We start from the raw sequence: 17,183 nt of genomic DNA on the forward strand, positions 1-17,183 counted from the left end.
GCGGCCGGAGGGGGCTGGGAATCGGCACAGTATGACGGATTGAGTATGAATTTTGAAGTATGTAGACTCCATCCATACTTCAAGCTCCGGAGGACCTGCTCATGGAGGCAACGGTTGCCGAACGCGGCCAGATCACGCTGCCCAAGGCGGTGCGCGATGCGCTGGGCCTGAGCAAGGGCACCATCCTGAAGGTCGAGCTGGACGGTGGCCGCATTATCCTGCGCAAAAGCGTCGATGATGCGATCTCGCGCGCGCGCGGCCGCTTCAAGCTCGACGGCTTCGCCGATACCAGCGAGGCGATGACCACCATCCGCGGGCGCAAGCCCGGCGACCCGGCCAGAGGCTAGGCCCGCGCCGATGATCGCCATCGATACGCCTGCCCTGATCGACCTGCTGGCCGACGGCCCCGACGCCGACGCGGTGGAACTGTGCCTGCGCCAGTGCCTGGGCAGCGGCCCGGTGGTGGTCTGCGACGTGGTGCTGGCCGAGCTGTGCAGCGCGCTCAAGGACGGCTCCGAGGCGCTGGCCGTGCTCGAGGAAATGAGCATCCGCTACCTGCCCACCGAGGCCAAGTCGGCGCTGCGGGCGGGCGAGATGCAGCGCCGCCATCGCCAGCGCGGCGGGCTCGACGAACGCGCAGTGCCGGATTTCCTCACCGGCGCGCACGCGCTGATGCAGTGCAACGGCCTGATCACCCGCGACGCCGGGTTCTACCGCGATTACTTCAAGGGCCTGAAGCTGATCGTGCCGGCGGCAAGCTGAGCGCCGTCTCCCGCAGGGTTTTCCGCAGGAGCGACGGAAGCCGCGAGCTTTCTGCAAGCGCGCCCGAAGGAATCAGAAGCTCGCGGCTTCCGCCGCTCCTGCGGGCAGGGTTCCGGCACCGGAATCCGGGCCGCAACGAGGCTTACCCCAGCTTCAATTCGCTCTCGATCGCCGCCAGCATCTGCCTGCGGCCGAGCAGGAAATCGAACAGGCTGCCGCCCATCTGCCGCCACAGCACCGCCGAACGCAGTGCGGCCAGCAGCAGGGCGCGGATTTCCGAAACGATGTCGGCCTGCCCGAGGTAGTGCGGATTGCCCTGCACCATCACTTTCGGCCGCAGGTTGCTGACCGTGTCCGCATACAGCTTGCCCAGCGCGGCGAGCACGTCCGGGTGGCTGCTGCCTAGGCGGTCGGCGATCGTCGCGGTGCTGGCGATGCCCTCCTGGACCTGCTGCACCATCGCCCCGTCGCGCACGAACCGGCGTTCGATCTGCAGCACGGCCAGGGCCAGCCGGGGCAGGGCTTCGTCCTTGTTCCGGTTGCCGAAATAGTCGCGCAGCAGGACCAGCCCAGGGCGCAGGTCGCCGATGCCGCCGTAGACCGCTTCCGGCGATTCGGCATCGATGCGGAACACGCTGTCGAGCGCGGTCGACAGCACCGACGCATCCGCCTGCCCGGTCTCGGCGATCCGCCGCACCTGCTTCAGCGCCTGCACCAGGCCGGCGAGGGCGAGGATTCGTTCTTGCATCATTCGGTGCCGCTCCGGGAATTCGTGTCGTCGTGGCGCCGCTCCAGCGGCGCGTCGGTGGCCGCGATCACCGCGCCACCCAGGCAATGGTCGCCATCGTAAAGCACCAGCGACTGCCCCGGCGTCACCGCACGCTGCGGCTGTGCGAAGCGCACGCGCAGGCTGCCGTCGTCGCACACGGTGACTTCGCAGTCCTGGTCATGCTGCCGGTAGCGCGTCTGCGCGCTGCAGGCAAACGTCGCCGCGGGCGGCGCGCCGGCGATCCAGTGCGCGGCTTCGGTCCACGTGGTGTCCGACAGCAGGTAGCGGCTGTCGCTGCCCTGGTCGACGACCAGCACGTTGCGCTCGACGTCCTTGCCGACCACGAACCACGGCGCCGGCTCGAACCCGCGCAGGCCGCCGATCTGCAGTCCCTCGCGCTGGCCGAGGGTGAAATAGAACACGCCCGGATGGGTGCCGACCACGCGGCCGTCCGGCGTTCGCATCTCGCCGGGCCGCGCCGGCAGGTAGCGCGACAGGAACTCTCGGAAGTCGCGTTCGCCGATGAAGCAGATGCCGGTGGAGTCCTTCTTCGCCGCGGTCGGCAGCCCGGCTGCGGCGGCGATGCGGCGCACGTCGGCCTTGGGCAACTCGCCGAGCGGGAAGCGGGTGGCCGCGAGTTGCGCCTGCCCGAGCTGGTGCAGGAAGTAGCTCTGGTCCTTGCCGCGGTCGCGCGCGCGCAGCAGGCGCCAGCTTCCGCGATCGCCGTCGACCCGGGCGTAGTGGCCGGTGGCGATGCACTCCGCGCCCAGATCGCGCGCGGCGTCGAGGAAGTGCTTGAACTTGATCTCGCGGTTGCACAGCACGTCCGGGTTGGGCGTGCGCCCGGCGGCGTACTCGGCGAGGAAGTGGGCGAACACGCCGTCCCAGTATTCGCCGGAGAAGTCGCGGAAGTGGATCGGGATGCCGAGCCGGCCGCAGACCGCCACGGCGTCGCGGCGGTCGTCCTCGGCGCGGCAGTCGCCGCTGCCGTCGTCGGCCCAGTTCTGCATGAACAGTCCCGCCAGTGATTCGCCAGCGTCGCGCAGGAGCAGCGCGGCCACTGACGAATCGACGCCGCCGGACATCCCGACGATCACCCGCGGGCTCATGGGCTGCCAAGTCCCGAAACTGGCGGACAGCCATCGAAGGCGTCCAGGCGGTGCACGCCGATCCGGCTCCCGCTTGCAGGCGAAGTCGCGGGGTGGGGCGCGGCGACGGCGTGCCCGCGCATCATCCCAGCTGCTGCAGCAGCGACAGGGGATGGCGCTTGCCGGCGAGGTGGTCCGCCGCGACCCGCCACACCAGCGGGCTGCGATGGCGTGCCTGCGCCGCCTGCAGCTCCGCGGGCGTCATCCACAGCGCGCGGACGATGCCCTCGTCCAGACGGCGCGCCGGATCGTGCCGGACCGGTTCGGCCGCGAAGGCGAAGCGCAGGTAGTGCCGGCCGCCGCTCCCGTCTACCTCCACCGGCGCCTTCCACTGGTAGGCGCCAATGAACGCCGTCAGGCGCACGTCCCAGCCGGTTTCCTCGCGGGTTTCCCTCAGGGCGGCCTCTTCCAGGCTTTCGTCCGGCTCGAGATGGCCGGCGGGCTGGTTGAGCACCGGCTGCGCGCCCCCGTTTGCGTACTCCTCCACCAGCAGCAGGCGGCCGTCGCGGACAACGACTGTCGCCACGGTCACGTCGGGCTGCCAGGGGAGGGAGGCGAGGGTCAAAACTCGTCCCTGTCGCCGGTCAGCTCGAGCTCCTCGTCATCGGCGGTCTGCGCCACGATGTTGAGCACGGTTTCCAGCGTGTCGGCATCCATGTCCTCGGGAAGCTTGACCACGAACCACAGCACCTTGCCGCGGAGTTCCCAGCTGCCGAGCTTGCTCATCGCGCTCTTGGCCAGCCAGTCGGCGCCGTTCCCGCCGGAGGCATCGGCCTCCAGGCGGGCGGCCGGGGAGAACACCTCGCGGACGCGCAGCCCCATCACGTTTTCAGTGCCGCCGGACACGAACACCATCTGGCTGCGGTCCTGGTCCTTGTAGCCCACGGTGATCTTGTAGTCGCCGTCATCGTCGATCTCGTACTTGATCCCGCTTGCATCCAGGCGTGCGGCGACGTCCGTGTCCGCCGCCATCGCGGGCACGGCCAGGAGCAAGGTGCCCGCGAGCAGGATCATGCAGGAGAGGCTGATGGTCATGCGCATTGCTTTGCTTCCTTGGCATCCGGAAAAACGGCGGTCATTGTCGCTTCGGCAGGTGCCCGCGTCCACGCGTCCGCGCCGCGGTCGCCGCTGCAAGTCACCGCTATAATCCGCGCCATGGCAAACCAGCACGAACACGACCGCGAACACGGCGTTGCCGTCGAAACCGGCAAGCCCGAGGTGGCGCGGCCGCCGCTGTACTCCGTCCTGCTGCTGAACGACGATTACACCCCGATGGATTTCGTGGTCGACGTCCTGATCCGGTTCTTCGGCATGAACCTCGACAAGGCCACCCAGGTGATGCTGCACGTCCATACCCGCGGCCGCGGCGTATGCGGGGTGTTCACGCGCGAAGTGGCCGAATCCAAGGTGGCGCAGGTCAACGAGTACTCCCGGCTCAACCAGCATCCGCTGCTGTGCACGATGGAAAAGGCCTGACATCGGACCAGCGGCGGAACGCTGAATCCCGAAGTCGTGGCATGTCCCGCGCGACTTGCGGGGCGGACCGGAAAAGACCTACAAGGAAGCCATGGCGGGGACATGGAAAACCCCGCGGCCACCCCCATCTGGTCTGTAGTGATTTCCGGAGGCTCCCGCCCCATGTTCAGCAAGGATCTCGAATACACCATCGGCCAGTGCTACAAGCGTGCCCGCGAGGCGCGCGACGAGTACATGACGGTCGAACACCTGTTGCTCGCGCTGCTCGACAACCCGTCGGCCGAGGCCGTGCTCAAGGCCACCGGCGCCGACTTCCATCGCCTGCGCAGCGACCTGGAACAGGCCATCGCCAGCTCGGTGTCGCACCTGCCCGAAGACGACGGCCGCGACACCCAGCCGACACTCGGCTTCCAGCGCGTGCTGCAGCGCGCGGTCTACCACGTGCAGTCCTCGGGCAAGAAGGAGGTCACCGGCGCCAACGTGCTGGTGGCGATCTTCGGCGAGAAGGATTCGCACGCCGTCTACTACCTCAACCAGCAGGACGTCTCGCGCCTGGACGTGGTGAACTACCTGTCGCACGGCATCGCCAAGCACGGCGAGGGAGAGTCGGCGGACATGGAGGACCTCGCCGCCAAGGCCGAGGCCGCCGAGGCGGAAACCAAGGGCGACGCCCTGGGCGAGTACGCGATCAACCTCAACGTGATGGCGCAGGAGGGCCGGATCGACCCCCTGGTCGGGCGCGCCGAGGAGGTCGAGCGCACCATCCAGGTGCTGTGCCGCAGGCGCAAGAACAACCCGCTCTACGTCGGCGAGGCCGGCGTCGGCAAGACCGCGCTGGCCGAGGGCCTGGCGCGACGCATCGTCGAGGGCGACGTGCCGAAGGTGCTGCAGGAGGCGGTGATCTACTCGCTCGACCTGGGCGCGCTGGTTGCCGGCACCAAGTACCGCGGCGACTTCGAAAAACGCCTGAAGGCCGTGCTGGCGGCGCTGAAGAAAGTGCCGCACGCGGTGCTGTTCATCGACGAGATCCACACCATCATCGGCGCCGGCTCCGCCAGCGGCGGCACGATGGACGCCAGCAACATGATCAAGCCGGCGCTGGCCTCCGGCGAGCTGCGCTGCATCGGTTCGACCACGTTCCAGGAATACCGAGGCATCTTCGAGAAGGACCACGCACTGGCGCGGCGCTTCCAGAAGATCGATATCGTCGAGCCCACGGTGGGCGAGGCGGTCGAGATCCTGCGCGGCCTGCGCCCGCGCTACCAGGAGCACCACGACGTGCTCTACACCGACGACGCGCTGCAGGCGGCGGTGGACCTGTCGGTCAAGCACATCGGCGACCGCCTGCTGCCGGACAAGGCCATCGACGTGATCGACGAGGCCGGCGCCCGCCAGCAGCTGCTGTCCGACGAGGAACGCAACACGCTGATCGACGTCGAGGAGATTGAGCTGATCGTCGCCAAGATGGCGCGCATCCCGGCCAAGCAGGTCAGCGCCTCCGACAAGGATGTGCTGCAGCACCTGGAGCGCAACCTGAAGATGGTGATCTTCGGCCAGGACCCGGCGATCGAATCGCTGACCTCGGCGATCAAGCTGGCCCGCTCGGGCCTGGCCAATCCCGACAAGCCGATCGGCAACTTCCTGTTCGCCGGCCCTACCGGCGTGGGCAAGACCGAGGTGACCAGGCAGCTCGCACTGCAGCTGGGCATCGAGCTGGTGCGCTTCGACATGAGCGAGTACATGGAGTCGCACTCGGTCAGCCGCCTGATCGGCGCGCCCCCGGGCTACGTCGGCTTCGACCAGGGCGGCCTGCTCACGGAAAAGATCGTCAAGACGCCGCACTGCGTGCTGCTGCTCGACGAGGTGGAGAAGGCGCACCCGGACATCTTCAACATCCTGTTGCAGGTCATGGATCGCGGCATCCTCACCGACACCAACGGCCGCGAGGCGAACTTCCGCAACGTGATCCTGGTGATGACCACCAATGCCGGCGCGGCGCAGGCCGCGCGGCGCACCATCGGCTTCACCACCCAGGATCACAGCACCGACGCGATGGAAGTGATCCGCAAGGGCTTCACCCCGGAGTTCCGCAACCGGCTGGACGCGATCGTCCAGTTCCAGGCGCTGGGCTTCGACCACATCCTGCGGGTGGTGGACAAGTTCCTGATCGAACTCGAGGCGCAGCTGCACGAGAAGGGCGTGACCCTGTCGACCACGCCCGCCGCACGCGACTGGCTGGCACAGCACGGCTTCGATCCACTGATGGGCGCGCGCCCGATGGCGCGCCTGCTGCAGGACAGGATCAAGCGGCCGCTGGCCGACGAGCTGCTGTTCGGCAAACTGGCCAAGGGCGGGCGCGTGGGCGTCGACGTCGTCGACGGACAGATCGTGCTGGACGTGAAGCCCGAGCCGGAGAAGCTGCTGCCTGCAACCGTGTAGGACGACGGCTTCGCCCCTGCGCTGTTGCAGGGGCAGCTTCGACCGCGAGCTTTTGGCTTGGGTGCCCTGCAGGGATCAGGAGTTCGCGGCTGGAGCCGCTCCTGCAGGATCAGGTGGATACGAAAAAGGCGGCCAGTGGCCGCCTTTCTTCTGCCTGCCCCGCACCCGGTGGGGCGCCCCGCCTAGCGCATGCGGTAGGTGATGCGGCCCTTGGTCAGGTCGTAAGGCGTCATTTCCACCTTGACCTTGTCGCCGGTGAGGATGCGGATGTAGTTCTTGCGCATGCGCCCGGAGATGTGCGCGATGATCTCGTGGCCGTTCTCCAGCTTCACCCGGAACATGGTGTTCGGGAGGGTTTCGGAGATCGTGCCTTCAAATTCAATGACGTCGTCTTTCGCCATGCGTCCTGGACTGCTGCGTAAGGTCGGACAGGGATGCGGCCGACAAGCCGCGTATTCTGCCACGCGGCGGCCCGTAGCGCAAAATTTCCGTTAACCGCCAGCCGGTGGGGTGGCCAGCTCGGCGGCCGGCAACCGACCGAACCGGTCCGTCCACGGCCCCGGCGCGGCGGGCTGCCGGCACAGCTCGCCGATCGCGTCGACAAAGCGCTCGCGCGGCCAGGACCGGGCGCCCAGCCGCAGCAGGTGGGCGTTCTCGACCTGGGCGTCGATCAGCGGCCAGCCCCACTGCCGCAGCCGCTGGGCGAGGGCGGCCAGCGCCACCTTCGAGCCGCCGCTGGCGATCGAGAACATGCTTTCGCCGAAGAACATCCGGCCGATGGCGACGCCGTAGATGCCACCGACCAGGCGGCTATCGTCGAAGACCTCGACGCTGTGGGCGTGGCCCAGGCGGTGCAGCGCGACGTACGCCGCGCGCATCTCCGGGGTGATCCACGTGCCGCGCTGTCCCGCGCGGGGAATCCCGGCGCAGGCGTCGATGACGGCCTCGAAGGCGGTATCGGCGCAGGCCTGCCAGCGGCTGCCGCGCAGGCTGCGCCGGAACCGCGAGGACAGGTGCACGCCGTCGCTGCGGAACAGCATGCGCGGGTCGGGTGACCACCACAGGATCGGCTGGCCTTCCGAATACCAAGGGAAGATGCCGTGCCCGTAGGCGTCGAGCAGGCGCGTCGGCGACAGGTCCCCGCCCGCCGCCAGCAGGCCGTCCGGCTCGCGCAGCGCATGCGACACCGGCGGGAACGGTGCGTGCGGATCGTCGCCCAGCCAGGCCGGCAGTTCGATGCTCATGCATGCATTGTAGGAGCGGCCCATGGCCGCGATGCGCCTCGATGCTGCGGCGGCCTGGCGCGGCGGGCACGGAACGTCGCCGCCATCGGCCACCCCTACGCTGTGCGGTAGGGCGAATGGCGCGCGAGGGCCGTCGCGTGGCGATCGATCTCGGCCGATTCCTCCTCGCACCAGTTCCGCAGGGCGCTGGCGAATGCCGGATCGGCAATCCAGTGCCGGCTGCGCACCGGGGTCGGCAGGAAGCCGCGCGCGATCTTGTGCACGCCCTGGGCGCCGGGTTCGAACGCGGTGAGCCCCTCGCGCAGGCAGTATTCGATGCCCTGGTAGTAACAGGTCTCGAAGTGCAAACCCGGCACCTGCCGGAACGCGCCCCAGTAGCGGCCGTACAGGGTGTCGCCGCCGCGCAGGCACAGCGCGCCGGCGATGGTTTCACCCTGCTGGTCGGCGAGGAACAGCACCAGGCTGCGCGGCATCGCTGCCGCCAGGTGGCGGACGAACCCGAGGGTCAGCGCGGGGTGGTTGCCGTACTCGGCAAACGTCTGCAGGTAAAGCGCGTGGATGCCCTCGAGGTCGGCGCCTGTCGCCTCGTCTCCGTGCACGACGCGGAACGTCACCCCGGCGCGCGCCACCCGCGCCCGCTCCTGGCGGATGTTCTTGCGGTGCTTGTGGTCCATCGCCGCGAGGAAAGCGTCGAAGTCGCGCCAGCCGTCGCGGTTGTGCCAGTGGTACTGCAGGTCGGCCCGCCGCAGCCATTCCGGGCCGAACGCCGCATCCTCCGTTTCGGCGTGGAAATTGACGTGCGCCGAAGACAGCCCGGCGTCGCGCGCCGTCGCCACCATCGCGTCGACCAGCCGCCTGCGGCTGGCGTCGTCGCGCGCCAGCAGGCGCGGGCCGGTCACCGGCGAGTAGGGCACCGCGCACAGCAGCTTGGGGAAGTAGTTCTGCCCGTAGCGCGCATAGGCATGCGCCCAGGCATGGTCGAACACGAATTCGCCGTGCGAGTTGTCCTTGAGATAGGTCGGGGCGGCCGCGACGAGGTCATCACCTTCCCACAGCGTCAGGTGGCGGGGCGTCCAGCCCCACTGTTCGCGCAGGCAGCCGTGGCGCTCCATGCCGGCGAGGAAGGCGTGGGCGATGAAGGGATTGCGGCCATCGTGGAGCGCATCCCACTGCTCGGCGGGAATCTGCGCAAGCGAATCCAGGATGCGTGTGGTTGGCATGGGAGCGTGGGGCAGGAGTTCGCTGGTGGCCGACTGGGCTATGCAGATGCGGGACCAGCTACTGCGCTCCATGCAATCGCCGCCATGCATGGCGCGGCAGCCGAGGCTTCGGAACGTCCGGCCCGGCCATCCATGGCCGGGCGCTCGCGACCGCAGCAGATGCCGACAGGGCATCTGCTCAGCGCGGTCACTCGCCCTTGTCCAGGAACCGCTCCGCATCCAGCGCCGCCATGCAGCCGAAACCGGCAGAGGTGATGGCCTGGCGGTAATGCTGGTCGGCGACGTCGCCGGCCGCGAACACGCCCTTGACCGATGTCTCGGTGGCACCGCCGCCAAGACCCGAGCGGATCTCCAGGTAGCCGTTGTTCATCGCCAGCTGGCCCTCGAACAGCGAGGTGTTGGGCGTGTGCCCGATGGCGACGAAGAAGCCGTGCACGTCGATCTCTCGGGTGCTGTCGTCGAGCACCGACTTCAGGCGCAGTCCGGTCACGCCGGCGTCGTTGCCCAGCACTTCGTCGACGACGTGGTGCCAGACCGGCACGATCTTGCCCGCGTCGATCTTCGCCTGCAGCTTGTCCTGCATGATCTTCTCGGCGCGCAAGGTGTCGCGGCGGTGCACCAGGTACACCTTGCGCGCGATGTTGGACAGGTACAGCGCCTCTTCGACCGCGGTGTTGCCGCCGCCGACCACGGCCACGTCCATGTCCTTGTAGAAGAACCCGTCGCAAGTGGCGCAGGCGGAGACGCCGCGGCCCTTGAACTTCTCCTCCGACTCCAGCCCGAGGTACTTGGCCGTCGCGCCGGTGGCGATGACGAGGGCGTCGGCGGTGTAGTCGCCGTTGTCGCCCTTGAGCCGGAACGGCCGCTGCGACAGGTCCGCGGTGTGGATGTGGTCGAAGATCGTTTCGGTTTCGAAGCGCTCGGCATGCGCCTGCATGCGCGCCATCAGGTCCGGGCCCATCAGGCCGTGGGCGTCGCCGGGCCAGTTGTCGACCTCGGTGGTGGTCATCAGCTGGCCGCCCATTTGCAGGCCGGTGACGACCACGGGCTTGAGGTTGGCGCGGGCCGCGTAGACGGCGGCGGTCCAGCCGGCGGGACCGGAACCGAGGATCAGCAGGCGGCAGTGCTTTGAAGTGCTCATGTATACTCGCGAAGGGGATGAAACGCGCCTGGATGCAGCGGAATACGCGCTCCGGGCGACGCTGCGGAACCGATAGCTTGGCGACCGCAACGCCGCTTATCAAGGTGTGCCAGCAGACCTCAGCGTGTCGCGATGTGCTGCATTGCCCCGCGCTATGACGAATGCGGAGCCTGCATGCCAGCGTGCGGGGGTTCACCACGTCGGATCCGCCGGCGCGATGCCGGCGGCCTCCATCCGGAGAACAACGATGCGTATCGGCGTACCCAGGGAAACCAAGACCCTTGAAGGCCGCGTTGCGCTGGTGCCTGCCGCGGCAGGTGATCTGGTCAAGCATGGCCATGAGCTCTGGCTGGAGAAGGACGCCGGCGTGAAGTCCGGCTTCGGCGACGACGATTACGCCGCGGTGGGCGTCAACATCGCGCCCGATGCCGCGGCGCTGTACGAAAAGGGCGAACTGATCGTCAAGGTCAAGGAACCGATCGCCGGAGACCTGCCGCACCTGCGCAAGGACCACCTGCTGTTCTGTTACCTGCACCTGGCCGCCGAGCCGACGCTGACGAAGCAGCTGCTCGGCATCGGCCTGACCGGCATCGCGTTCGAGACCGTCGAACTGCCCAACGGCGACCTGCCGCTGCTGGCGCCGATGTCGGTGATCGCCGGCAAGATCGGTGTCCAGGTCGGCATCCACCTGCTGCACCAGCCGATGGGAGGCAAGGGCAAGCTGCTCGGTGGCCTGCCGTCGACCGAGCGGGGCAAGGTCGTGGTGTTCGGCGCGGGCCGGGCCGGCGGCACGGCGGCCGGGCTGGCCGCCGCGGCAGGCGCCAACGTGACCGTGTTCGAGATGCGCCAGGACCGCATGGACGAGATGATGCGCCTGGGCAACAACGTCACCGCGCTGTACCCGTACCACGACGTCGTCGCGCGCGAGGTCGCCTCGGCCGACCTGGTGATCGGCGCGGTGCTGGTCACCGGTGCCCGGGCGCCGCACGTGCTGACCCGCGAGATGCTCCAGGGCATGGAGGACGGCAGCGCGGTGGTCGACATCGCCATCGACCAGGGCGGCTGCTTCGAGACTTCGCGCCCGACCACCTGGAAGGAACCGACCTACGTGGAGGAGGGCGTCACCCACTTCTGCGTGACCAACATGCCCGGCGCCGTGCCGCAGACTTCGTCGCAGGCGATCTGCGCAGCGATCCTGCCCTGGGTCAGCAAGCTGGCGTCCGGTGGCGACTGGCGCGGCAGCCAGGCGCTGGCGCGCGGCATCAACGTCGAGGGCGGCAAGCTGGTGCATCCGGCGCTCAAGGGGATGGCGCTCTAGGCCTCGCCGCGCCGTCGCCGCGGATCAGGCGGCCGGCAGTTCGGGAAATTGCCGGGAGCCGAAACCGGGATCGTGATCGCAATCAGGCAATAATTGCGTAGAATCATCCGATTGCAGGGTCTTCTTAAGGTCTGACCACACGGTGGCACGCCCGATCACGGAACGCAGCAAACGGCAGCGCGCGAGCGCGGCGAAGGACGCCGCGAAAGCGCCGAATCCGCGCCGGCAACGCCTCTGGCGCGACATCGCGCTGATCCTGATCGCGCCGCTGTTGCTGTACCTGCTGGCCAGCCTGTTCTCGTTTTCGCCCAACGACCCCGGCTGGTCGCACTCGGGCAGCGTGACCGCCCCGCTGCACAACGTCGGCGGCCGGGTCGGCGCGTGGCTGGCCGACATCCTGCTGCACCTCACCGGCTACGTCGCCTACCTGCTGCCGGTGATGCTGGGCGCGATCGCGTGGATCGCGCTGTTCGGCATGGACAGCGATGGCGACGGAGAGGCCGACCTCGGTCCGGCGCTGCGGCTGGTGGGCATCGTCGGTTTTCTCGTGTCGGCCACCGGCCTGCTGTACCTGCGCTTCGGCGCCGCCGAGGACTTCTCCGGCGGCAGCGGCGGCATCCTCGGCAGGCTGGTCGGCAACTCGCTGTATGCCGGGTTCGGGCCGGTCGGCGGCAACCTGTTCCTGCTCGCGCTGCTGCTGGTGTCGGTCACGCTGGCCACCGGCCTGTCCTGGCTGGCGGTCATGGACCGGATCGGCGGCTGGGTGTTGAAGCTTCCCGCGCTGTTCCGCCGCGGCAGCCAGCAGGCGGCGCAGTGGCAGGAAGCGCGCGCCTACCGCGAGGAGCGCACCGAGACCCGAAAGATCGAAACCGAACTGCGTGCCAAGCGCGCGCCGGTGAAGATCGAACCGCCGGCGCCAGCGCAGGTCGAGAAGAGCGACCGCGCCCGGCGCGAGCAGCAGATCCCGCTGTTCCACGTCGGCGACGGCACCGGCATCCCGCCGCTGGCCCTGCTCGACGATCCCAAGCCGCAGCCCAAGGGCTACGACGAGGACACGCTGGAAACGCTGTCGCGGCAGATCGAGTTCAAGCTCAAGGACTTCCGCATCGACGCGCAGGTGGTCGGCGCCTATCCGGGGCCGGTCATCACCCGTTTCGAGATCGAGCCTGCGCCGGGCATCAAGGTCAGCCAGATCAGCTCGCTGGACAAGGACATCGCCCGCGGCCTGAGCGTGAAGTCGGTACGCGTGGTAGACGTGATCCCCGGCAAGTCGGTGATCGGACTGGAAACGCCCAACACGCATCGCGAGATGATCTATCTCTCGGAACTGCTGCGCTCGAAGGAGTACGACAAGTCCGGCAGCCCGCTGACCCTGGCGCTGGGCAAGGACATCGCCGGCCGGCCGACGGTCGCCGACCTCGCGCGCATGCCGCACCTGCTGGTCGCCGGCACCACCGGATCGGGCAAGTCGGTCGCGGTCAACGCGATGGTGCTGAGCCTGCTGTACAAGGCATCGGCCAAGGACGTGCGGATGCTGATGATCGACCCGAAGATGCTGGAACTCAGCGTCTACCAGGGCATCCCGCACCTGCTGGCGCCCGTGGTCACCGACATGAAGGAGGCCGCCAACGGCCTGCGCTGGTGCGTGGCGGAGATGGAGCGCCGCTACAAGCTGATGAGCGCGGTGGGCGTGCGCAACCTCGCCGGCTTCAACAAGAAGGTCAAGGACGCGCTGGACGCCGGCCAGCCGCTGCTGGATCCGCTGTTCAAGCCCAACCCCGAGTCGGACGAAGTCGCCCAGCCGCTGGAGCCGCTGCCGTTCATCGTCATCTTCATCGACGAATTCGCCGACATGATGATGATCGTCGGCAAGAAGGTCGAGGAACTGATCGCGCGCCTGGCGCAGAAATCACGCGCCGCCGGCATCCACCTGATCCTGGCCACGCAGCGGCCGTCGGTGGACGTGATCACAGGCCTGATCAAGGCCAACATTCCCACCCGCATCGCGTTCCAGGTGTCGAGCAAGATCGACTCGCGCACCATCCTCGACCAGTCCGGCGCCGAGGCGCTGCTCGGGAACGGCGACATGCTCTACCTGCCGCCCGGCACCGCATTGCCCGAACGCGTGCACGGCGCCTTCGTCTCCGACGAAGAAGTGCATCGCGTGGTCGACCACCTCAAGCAGAGCGGCGGCGGTCCCGACTACATCGAGGGCGTGCTGGAGGAAGTGCAGACCATGGGCGACGGCGTCGTGGTCGGCGCCACCGGCCTGCCGGAATCGAGCAGCAGCGGCGACGAAAGCGACCCGCTGTACGACGAGGCCGTGCGCATCGTCACCGAGACCCGGCGCGCCTCGATCTCCGGCGTGCAGCGGCGGCTGAAGATCGGCTACAACCGCGCCGCGCGCCTGGTCGAGGCGATGGAGGCCGCAGGAGTGGTCTCGCCGCCTGAGCACAACGGCGACCGCGCCGTGCTCGCGCCGCCACCGCCGAAGTAGTCGCCGGCCGCATCCCGCCGCGCGGACGCCATTTCCCCTCGCCGCACACGCTTGTTCATGCGTATTCAGCAACGCGGCGGCACACTCGCCGACAGTCAAATCCGGAACCCACGCCATGCGCGCCATCCGATACTTCGCATTGCTTTGCCTGCTGTTGCCTGTCGCCGCCTTTGCCGGCGCGCGCGACGACCTCAATGCGTTCACCCATGGCCTGAAGGGCCTGGAAGGGCAGTTCACGCAGACCGTCTTCGATGCCAACGGCAAGCTGAAGGAACGCTCCAGCGGCAGCCTCGCGCTGTCGGCGCCGCGGCTGTTCCGCTGGGAGTACGCCAAGCCGTACGAACAGCTGGTCATTGCCGACGGCAGCAAAGTCTGGGTCTACGATCCCGACCTGGCCCAGGTCACCGTGCGTGCGCAGGGCGCCGAGGAGCAGAACTCGCCGCTGGCCACGCTGATCGACCCGGCGCGCCTGGACCGCGACTTCAACGTCGTCGAGGGCGGCGCGCAGGACGGGCTCGATTGGCTGGAGCTGACTCCGAAGCAGGACGAGGACGCCAGCTTCCAGCGCGCAAGGCTCGGCTTCGACGCAAACGGCCTTGCGAAGATGGAAGTGGTGGACATGCTCGGCCAGCGCACCGAGATCGGCTTCAGCGGCTGGAAGAAGAATCCTGCCTTCGCCAGGGACACCTTCCGCTACACCCCGGGCAAGGGCGTGGACGTGGTCGACGCCGGCTGACTGAATGAACGGCGCGACGGACGGCCGCTTCTCGCGGCCGTCTTCGTTTGCAAAGGGGTAGCCGGCGTCATGACGACATGCCGGCAGCCACGGGAACGCCATGCGCCGCCTGCCCCTGTTGCTGGTCCTGCTGCTGAGCCCGGGCATGTTGCCGGCTGCAACGGTGCCGGCGAAACCCGCCATCACGGCCGCCGCTCCGGCGGCAACCGCCGTAGGCGGCACCGAGGCCATCAATGGCACCGTGGCCGGCGTACTGATCGCGGCGCTGGGCGAACAGTTCGGTGGCCGCCCGGTGTCGATCATGCTCGACAGGGTCGACGTCCAGCCGGCCAGCATCCGCGACCGCAGCGTCACCGGCGAAGGCCGGGCGCGGATCGAGGGCGACGAGGACTGGATCGGGTTCCGTTTCAGCACCGTCTACGACACCACTTTCAACAGCGCCGCCTACCCGGACATCACCTTGGGCGGCGTCACCAGCGACGAGCGCGACGTCCCCAACGACACCGCGCTGGTGCGTGAACTCGACGACCGCGTGGTCGAGGGCTTGGGCAAGGAGTTCGCCAACCAGGCGGTGCGGCTGCAGCTCGACCGCATCACCACCGTCGAAGCCGGCAGCCGCTACCTGCGGATCAACGCCAGCGGCATCGCCGATTTCGGCGCCGGCGGCACGTCGCCGGCGCAGATCGAGGCCCTGTACGATCGCCGTGGCAAGACCTGGCTGCGGGTCAACTACGAGCTCGGCCCGGGTGCCGGCATGCAGCAGCTGGGCGCGCTCGCCGGCGGCTGAGGCCCGTGCGGGGCTTGCAGGAGCGGCTCTTGCAGGAGCGGCGGAAGCCGCGGGCTTTTCCACGTAGCGGGGCAACCATCCGGAAGCTTGCGGCTTCCGCCGCTCCTGCAGTGCAAGCACCACGCGCAAGGTGCCTTTCGAGCCACCGGCTGCCGCCGCCGCGACGCCGAATTGCTATCGTGTTGCGATCCTCCCGCACCGTCGCACTCCCTTGGCCCGCAAGACCGCCCGAACCGAATCCAGGCAAGACCTGCTGCACGTCGAACGCGACGAACTGCGCCCGCTCGCCGAACGCATGCGCCCGCGCACGATCGACGAGATGGTCGGACAGCGCCGGCTGCTTGCGCCCGGCACGGCGCTGCGACGTTCGATCGAATCGGGCCGCGTGCACTCGATGGTGCTGTGGGGCCCGCCGGGCTGCGGCAAGACCACGCTGGCACTGCTGCTGGCGAAGTACGCCGACGCCGAGTTCAAGGCGATCTCCGCGGTGCTGTCCGGCCTGCCCGAAGTGCGGCAGGTGCTGGCCGAAGCCGCGCAGCGCTTCGCCGATGGCCGGCGCACGGTGCTGTTCGTCGACGAGGTGCACCGGTTCAACAAGACGCAGCAGGATGCCTTCCTGCCGCACATCGAGCGCGGCACCATCGTGTTCGTCGGCGCGACCACCGAGAACCCCTCGTTCGAACTGAACTCCGCGCTGCTCTCGCGCTGCCGCGTGCACGTGATGGAAGCCGTGTCGCCAGCCGACATCCTCGCCGCGCTGCGCAGTGCGCTGGACGACTCCGAACGCGGCCTCGGCGGACGCGGCCTGTCCATCGGCGACGACCAGTTGCGACTGGTGGCAACCGCCGCGGACGGCGACGTTCGCCGCGGCCTGACCTTGCTGGAGATCGCCGCCGAACTCGCCGGCGAAGCCGATGACGCGCCGGACACGTCCTTGGAAGGCACTTCCGTGGAGGGCGCGGCCACGGAGGGCGCCGAAGGGCAGGGCGGCACCGTCACCGACGCCATCCTCGAGCAGGTGCTCGCCGACCGCACCCGCCGTTTCGACAAGGGCGGCGAGCAGTTCTACGACCAGATCTCCGCGCTGCACAAGTCGGTGCGCAGCTCCAACCCCGATGCCGCGCTGTACTGGTTCGCGCGCATGCTCGACGGCGGCTGCGACCCGGGCTATCTCGCCCGGCGCCTGACACGGATGGCAGTCGAGGACATCGGCCTGGCCGACCCGCGTGCGCAGGCGATGGCGATCGAGGCCTGGGACACCCATGACCGGCTCGGCAGCCCCGAGGGCGACCTCGCGCTGGCGCAGCTGGTGATCTACCTGGCCAGCACCGCCAAGTCGAACGCCGGCTACCTCGCATTCGGCGCGGCGCAGCGCGACGTGCGCGAACACGGCACGGCGGACGTCCCGCTGCACCTGCGCAACGCGCCCACGAAGCTGATGAAGCAGCTCGGCTACTCGAAGGGCTACCAGTACGACCACGACGCCGAGGGCGGGGTGGCGCTGGGGCAGACCGGCTTCCCGGATGCGATGGGCGAGCGGGTGTACTATCAGCCGGTCGAGCGCGGACTGGAGATCAAGCTCAAGGAAAAACTCGACCGGCTGCGCGCGCAGCGTGCTCGCGCACAGGGCGAGGGCAGCGCATGAT

General features: G+C 68.6%; 17 protein-coding genes. 9 read left to right on the forward strand and 8 right to left on the reverse strand.

Translation table 11 applies throughout. From position 1 onward, the window contains the following. The first annotated feature begins 101 nt into the window (after positions 1 to 101). Positions 102 to 347, forward strand: a complete 246-nt coding sequence (locus H570_RS0106495; protein ID WP_027080037.1) for an AbrB/MazE/SpoVT family DNA-binding domain-containing protein — start codon at positions 102 to 104, stop codon at positions 345 to 347. Positions 348 to 357: 10 nt separating this feature from the next. After that, positions 358 to 762, forward strand: coding sequence for a type II toxin-antitoxin system VapC family toxin (locus H570_RS0106500; RefSeq protein ID WP_027080038.1), 405 nt, complete (start codon positions 358 to 360; stop codon positions 760 to 762). A gap of 142 nt (positions 763 to 904) precedes the next feature. On the opposite strand, the gene hflD is transcribed toward H570_RS0106500, so the two are convergent. The 4 genes from hflD to H570_RS16660 form a co-directional block, all read right to left on the reverse strand. Further along, a complete protein-coding gene (gene hflD / locus H570_RS0106505; protein WP_027080039.1) occupies positions 905 to 1,510 on the reverse strand; it encodes a high frequency lysogenization protein HflD in 606 nt (201 codons plus the stop codon). Continuing rightward, entirely contained in the window at positions 1,510 to 2,640 is a 1,131-nt protein-coding gene (gene mnmA, locus H570_RS0106510; protein ID WP_036135355.1) for a tRNA 2-thiouridine(34) synthase MnmA, read from the reverse strand. Before mnmA ends, hflD begins: the two co-directional genes overlap by 1 nt. A gap of 121 nt (positions 2,641 to 2,761) precedes the next feature. Then, the gene (locus tag H570_RS0106515; protein WP_027080041.1) at positions 2,762 to 3,244 is read right to left on the reverse strand and encodes an NUDIX hydrolase; all 483 of its coding nucleotides are present in this window, start codon (positions 3,242 to 3,244) and stop codon (positions 2,762 to 2,764) included. Then, entirely contained in the window at positions 3,241 to 3,720 is a 480-nt protein-coding gene (locus H570_RS16660) for a hypothetical protein (RefSeq protein ID WP_156899872.1), read from the reverse strand. The genes H570_RS0106515 and H570_RS16660 overlap by 4 nt, the downstream gene beginning before the upstream one ends. 114 nt (positions 3,721 to 3,834) lie before the next feature. On the opposite strand from H570_RS16660, the gene clpS reads away from it, so the two are divergent. Further along, positions 3,835 to 4,155 carry an ATP-dependent Clp protease adapter ClpS gene (gene clpS / locus H570_RS0106525; RefSeq protein WP_027080042.1) on the forward strand — a complete coding sequence of 107 codons (321 nt, stop codon included), beginning with the start codon at positions 3,835 to 3,837 and terminating at the stop codon, positions 4,153 to 4,155. 162 nt (positions 4,156 to 4,317) lie between these two features. Further along, complete coding sequence (clpA, locus tag H570_RS0106530; protein ID WP_027080043.1) at positions 4,318 to 6,594, forward strand: ATP-dependent Clp protease ATP-binding subunit ClpA; 2,277 nt, start codon at positions 4,318 to 4,320, stop codon at positions 6,592 to 6,594. A gap of 182 nt (positions 6,595 to 6,776) precedes the next feature. On the opposite strand, the gene infA is transcribed toward clpA, so the two are convergent. From infA to trxB, 4 genes are all read right to left on the reverse strand, one after another. Then, the gene (gene infA, locus H570_RS0106535) at positions 6,777 to 6,995 is read right to left on the reverse strand and encodes a translation initiation factor IF-1 (RefSeq protein WP_027080044.1); all 219 of its coding nucleotides are present in this window, start codon (positions 6,993 to 6,995) and stop codon (positions 6,777 to 6,779) included. A 90-nt stretch (positions 6,996 to 7,085) separates the two neighbouring features. Then, positions 7,086 to 7,838 carry a leucyl/phenylalanyl-tRNA--protein transferase gene (aat, locus tag H570_RS0106540; protein WP_027080045.1) on the reverse strand — a complete coding sequence of 251 codons (753 nt, stop codon included), beginning with the start codon at positions 7,836 to 7,838 and terminating at the stop codon, positions 7,086 to 7,088. A gap of 95 nt (positions 7,839 to 7,933) precedes the next feature. Beyond that, positions 7,934 to 9,058, reverse strand: a complete 1,125-nt coding sequence (locus H570_RS0106545) for a GNAT family N-acetyltransferase (protein WP_027080046.1) — start codon at positions 9,056 to 9,058, stop codon at positions 7,934 to 7,936. A 187-nt stretch (positions 9,059 to 9,245) separates the two neighbouring features. Continuing rightward, entirely contained in the window at positions 9,246 to 10,199 is a 954-nt protein-coding gene (trxB, locus tag H570_RS0106550; RefSeq protein ID WP_027080047.1) for a thioredoxin-disulfide reductase, read from the reverse strand. Positions 10,200 to 10,446: 247 nt separating this feature from the next. On the opposite strand from trxB, the gene H570_RS0106555 reads away from it, so the two are divergent. From H570_RS0106555 to H570_RS0106575, 5 genes are all read left to right on the forward strand, one after another. Next, the gene (locus tag H570_RS0106555) at positions 10,447 to 11,517 is read left to right on the forward strand and encodes an alanine dehydrogenase (protein WP_027080048.1); all 1,071 of its coding nucleotides are present in this window, start codon (positions 10,447 to 10,449) and stop codon (positions 11,515 to 11,517) included. 142 nt (positions 11,518 to 11,659) lie between these two features. Beyond that, positions 11,660 to 14,014, forward strand: coding sequence for a DNA translocase FtsK (locus H570_RS0106560; protein ID WP_027080049.1), 2,355 nt, complete (start codon positions 11,660 to 11,662; stop codon positions 14,012 to 14,014). A 115-nt stretch (positions 14,015 to 14,129) separates the two neighbouring features. Beyond that, entirely contained in the window at positions 14,130 to 14,750 is a 621-nt protein-coding gene (lolA, locus tag H570_RS0106565) for an outer membrane lipoprotein periplasmic chaperone LolA (RefSeq protein WP_036135357.1), read from the forward strand. Between the two features lie 100 nt (positions 14,751 to 14,850). Continuing rightward, positions 14,851 to 15,537: a hypothetical protein gene (locus tag H570_RS0106570; protein ID WP_027080051.1), complete on the forward strand. Its 687-nt coding sequence runs from the start codon at positions 14,851 to 14,853 to the stop codon at positions 15,535 to 15,537. Positions 15,538 to 15,748: 211 nt separating this feature from the next. Beyond that, entirely contained in the window at positions 15,749 to 17,182 is a 1,434-nt protein-coding gene (locus tag H570_RS0106575; protein WP_027080052.1) for a replication-associated recombination protein A, read from the forward strand. Position 17,183: the final 1 nt, after the last annotated feature.

The organism is Luteimonas mephitis DSM 12574 (assembly GCF_000422305.1).
Lineage (GTDB): Bacteria > Pseudomonadota > Gammaproteobacteria > Xanthomonadales > Xanthomonadaceae > Luteimonas > Luteimonas mephitis.

Bases quoted from the DNA above. Each gene is read 5' to 3' on its own strand.
- H570_RS0106495 (WP_027080037.1), top strand. From the start codon at position 102: ATGGAGGCAACGGTTGCCGAACGCGGCCAGATCACGCTGCCCAAGGCG.
- H570_RS0106500 (WP_027080038.1), top strand. From the start codon at position 358: ATGATCGCCATCGATACGCCTGCCCTGATCGACCTGCTGGCCGACGGC.
- hflD (WP_027080039.1), bottom strand. From the start codon at position 1,510: ATGCAAGAACGAATCCTCGCCCTCGCCGGCCTGGTGCAGGCGCTGAAG.
- mnmA (WP_036135355.1), bottom strand. From the start codon at position 2,640: ATGAGCCCGCGGGTGATCGTCGGGATGTCCGGCGGCGTCGATTCGTCA.
- H570_RS16660 (WP_156899872.1), bottom strand. From the start codon at position 3,720: ATGCGCATGACCATCAGCCTCTCCTGCATGATCCTGCTCGCGGGCACC.
- clpS (WP_027080042.1), top strand. From the start codon at position 3,835: ATGGCAAACCAGCACGAACACGACCGCGAACACGGCGTTGCCGTCGAA.
- clpA (WP_027080043.1), top strand. From the start codon at position 4,318: ATGTTCAGCAAGGATCTCGAATACACCATCGGCCAGTGCTACAAGCGT.
- infA (WP_027080044.1), bottom strand. From the start codon at position 6,995: ATGGCGAAAGACGACGTCATTGAATTTGAAGGCACGATCTCCGAAACC.
- aat (WP_027080045.1), bottom strand. From the start codon at position 7,838: ATGAGCATCGAACTGCCGGCCTGGCTGGGCGACGATCCGCACGCACCG.
- H570_RS0106545 (WP_027080046.1), bottom strand. From the start codon at position 9,058: ATGCCAACCACACGCATCCTGGATTCGCTTGCGCAGATTCCCGCCGAG.
- trxB (WP_027080047.1), bottom strand. From the start codon at position 10,199: ATGAGCACTTCAAAGCACTGCCGCCTGCTGATCCTCGGTTCCGGTCCC.
- H570_RS0106555 (WP_027080048.1), top strand. From the start codon at position 10,447: ATGCGTATCGGCGTACCCAGGGAAACCAAGACCCTTGAAGGCCGCGTT.
- lolA (WP_036135357.1), top strand. From the start codon at position 14,130: ATGCGCGCCATCCGATACTTCGCATTGCTTTGCCTGCTGTTGCCTGTC.
- H570_RS0106570 (WP_027080051.1), top strand. From the start codon at position 14,851: ATGCGCCGCCTGCCCCTGTTGCTGGTCCTGCTGCTGAGCCCGGGCATG.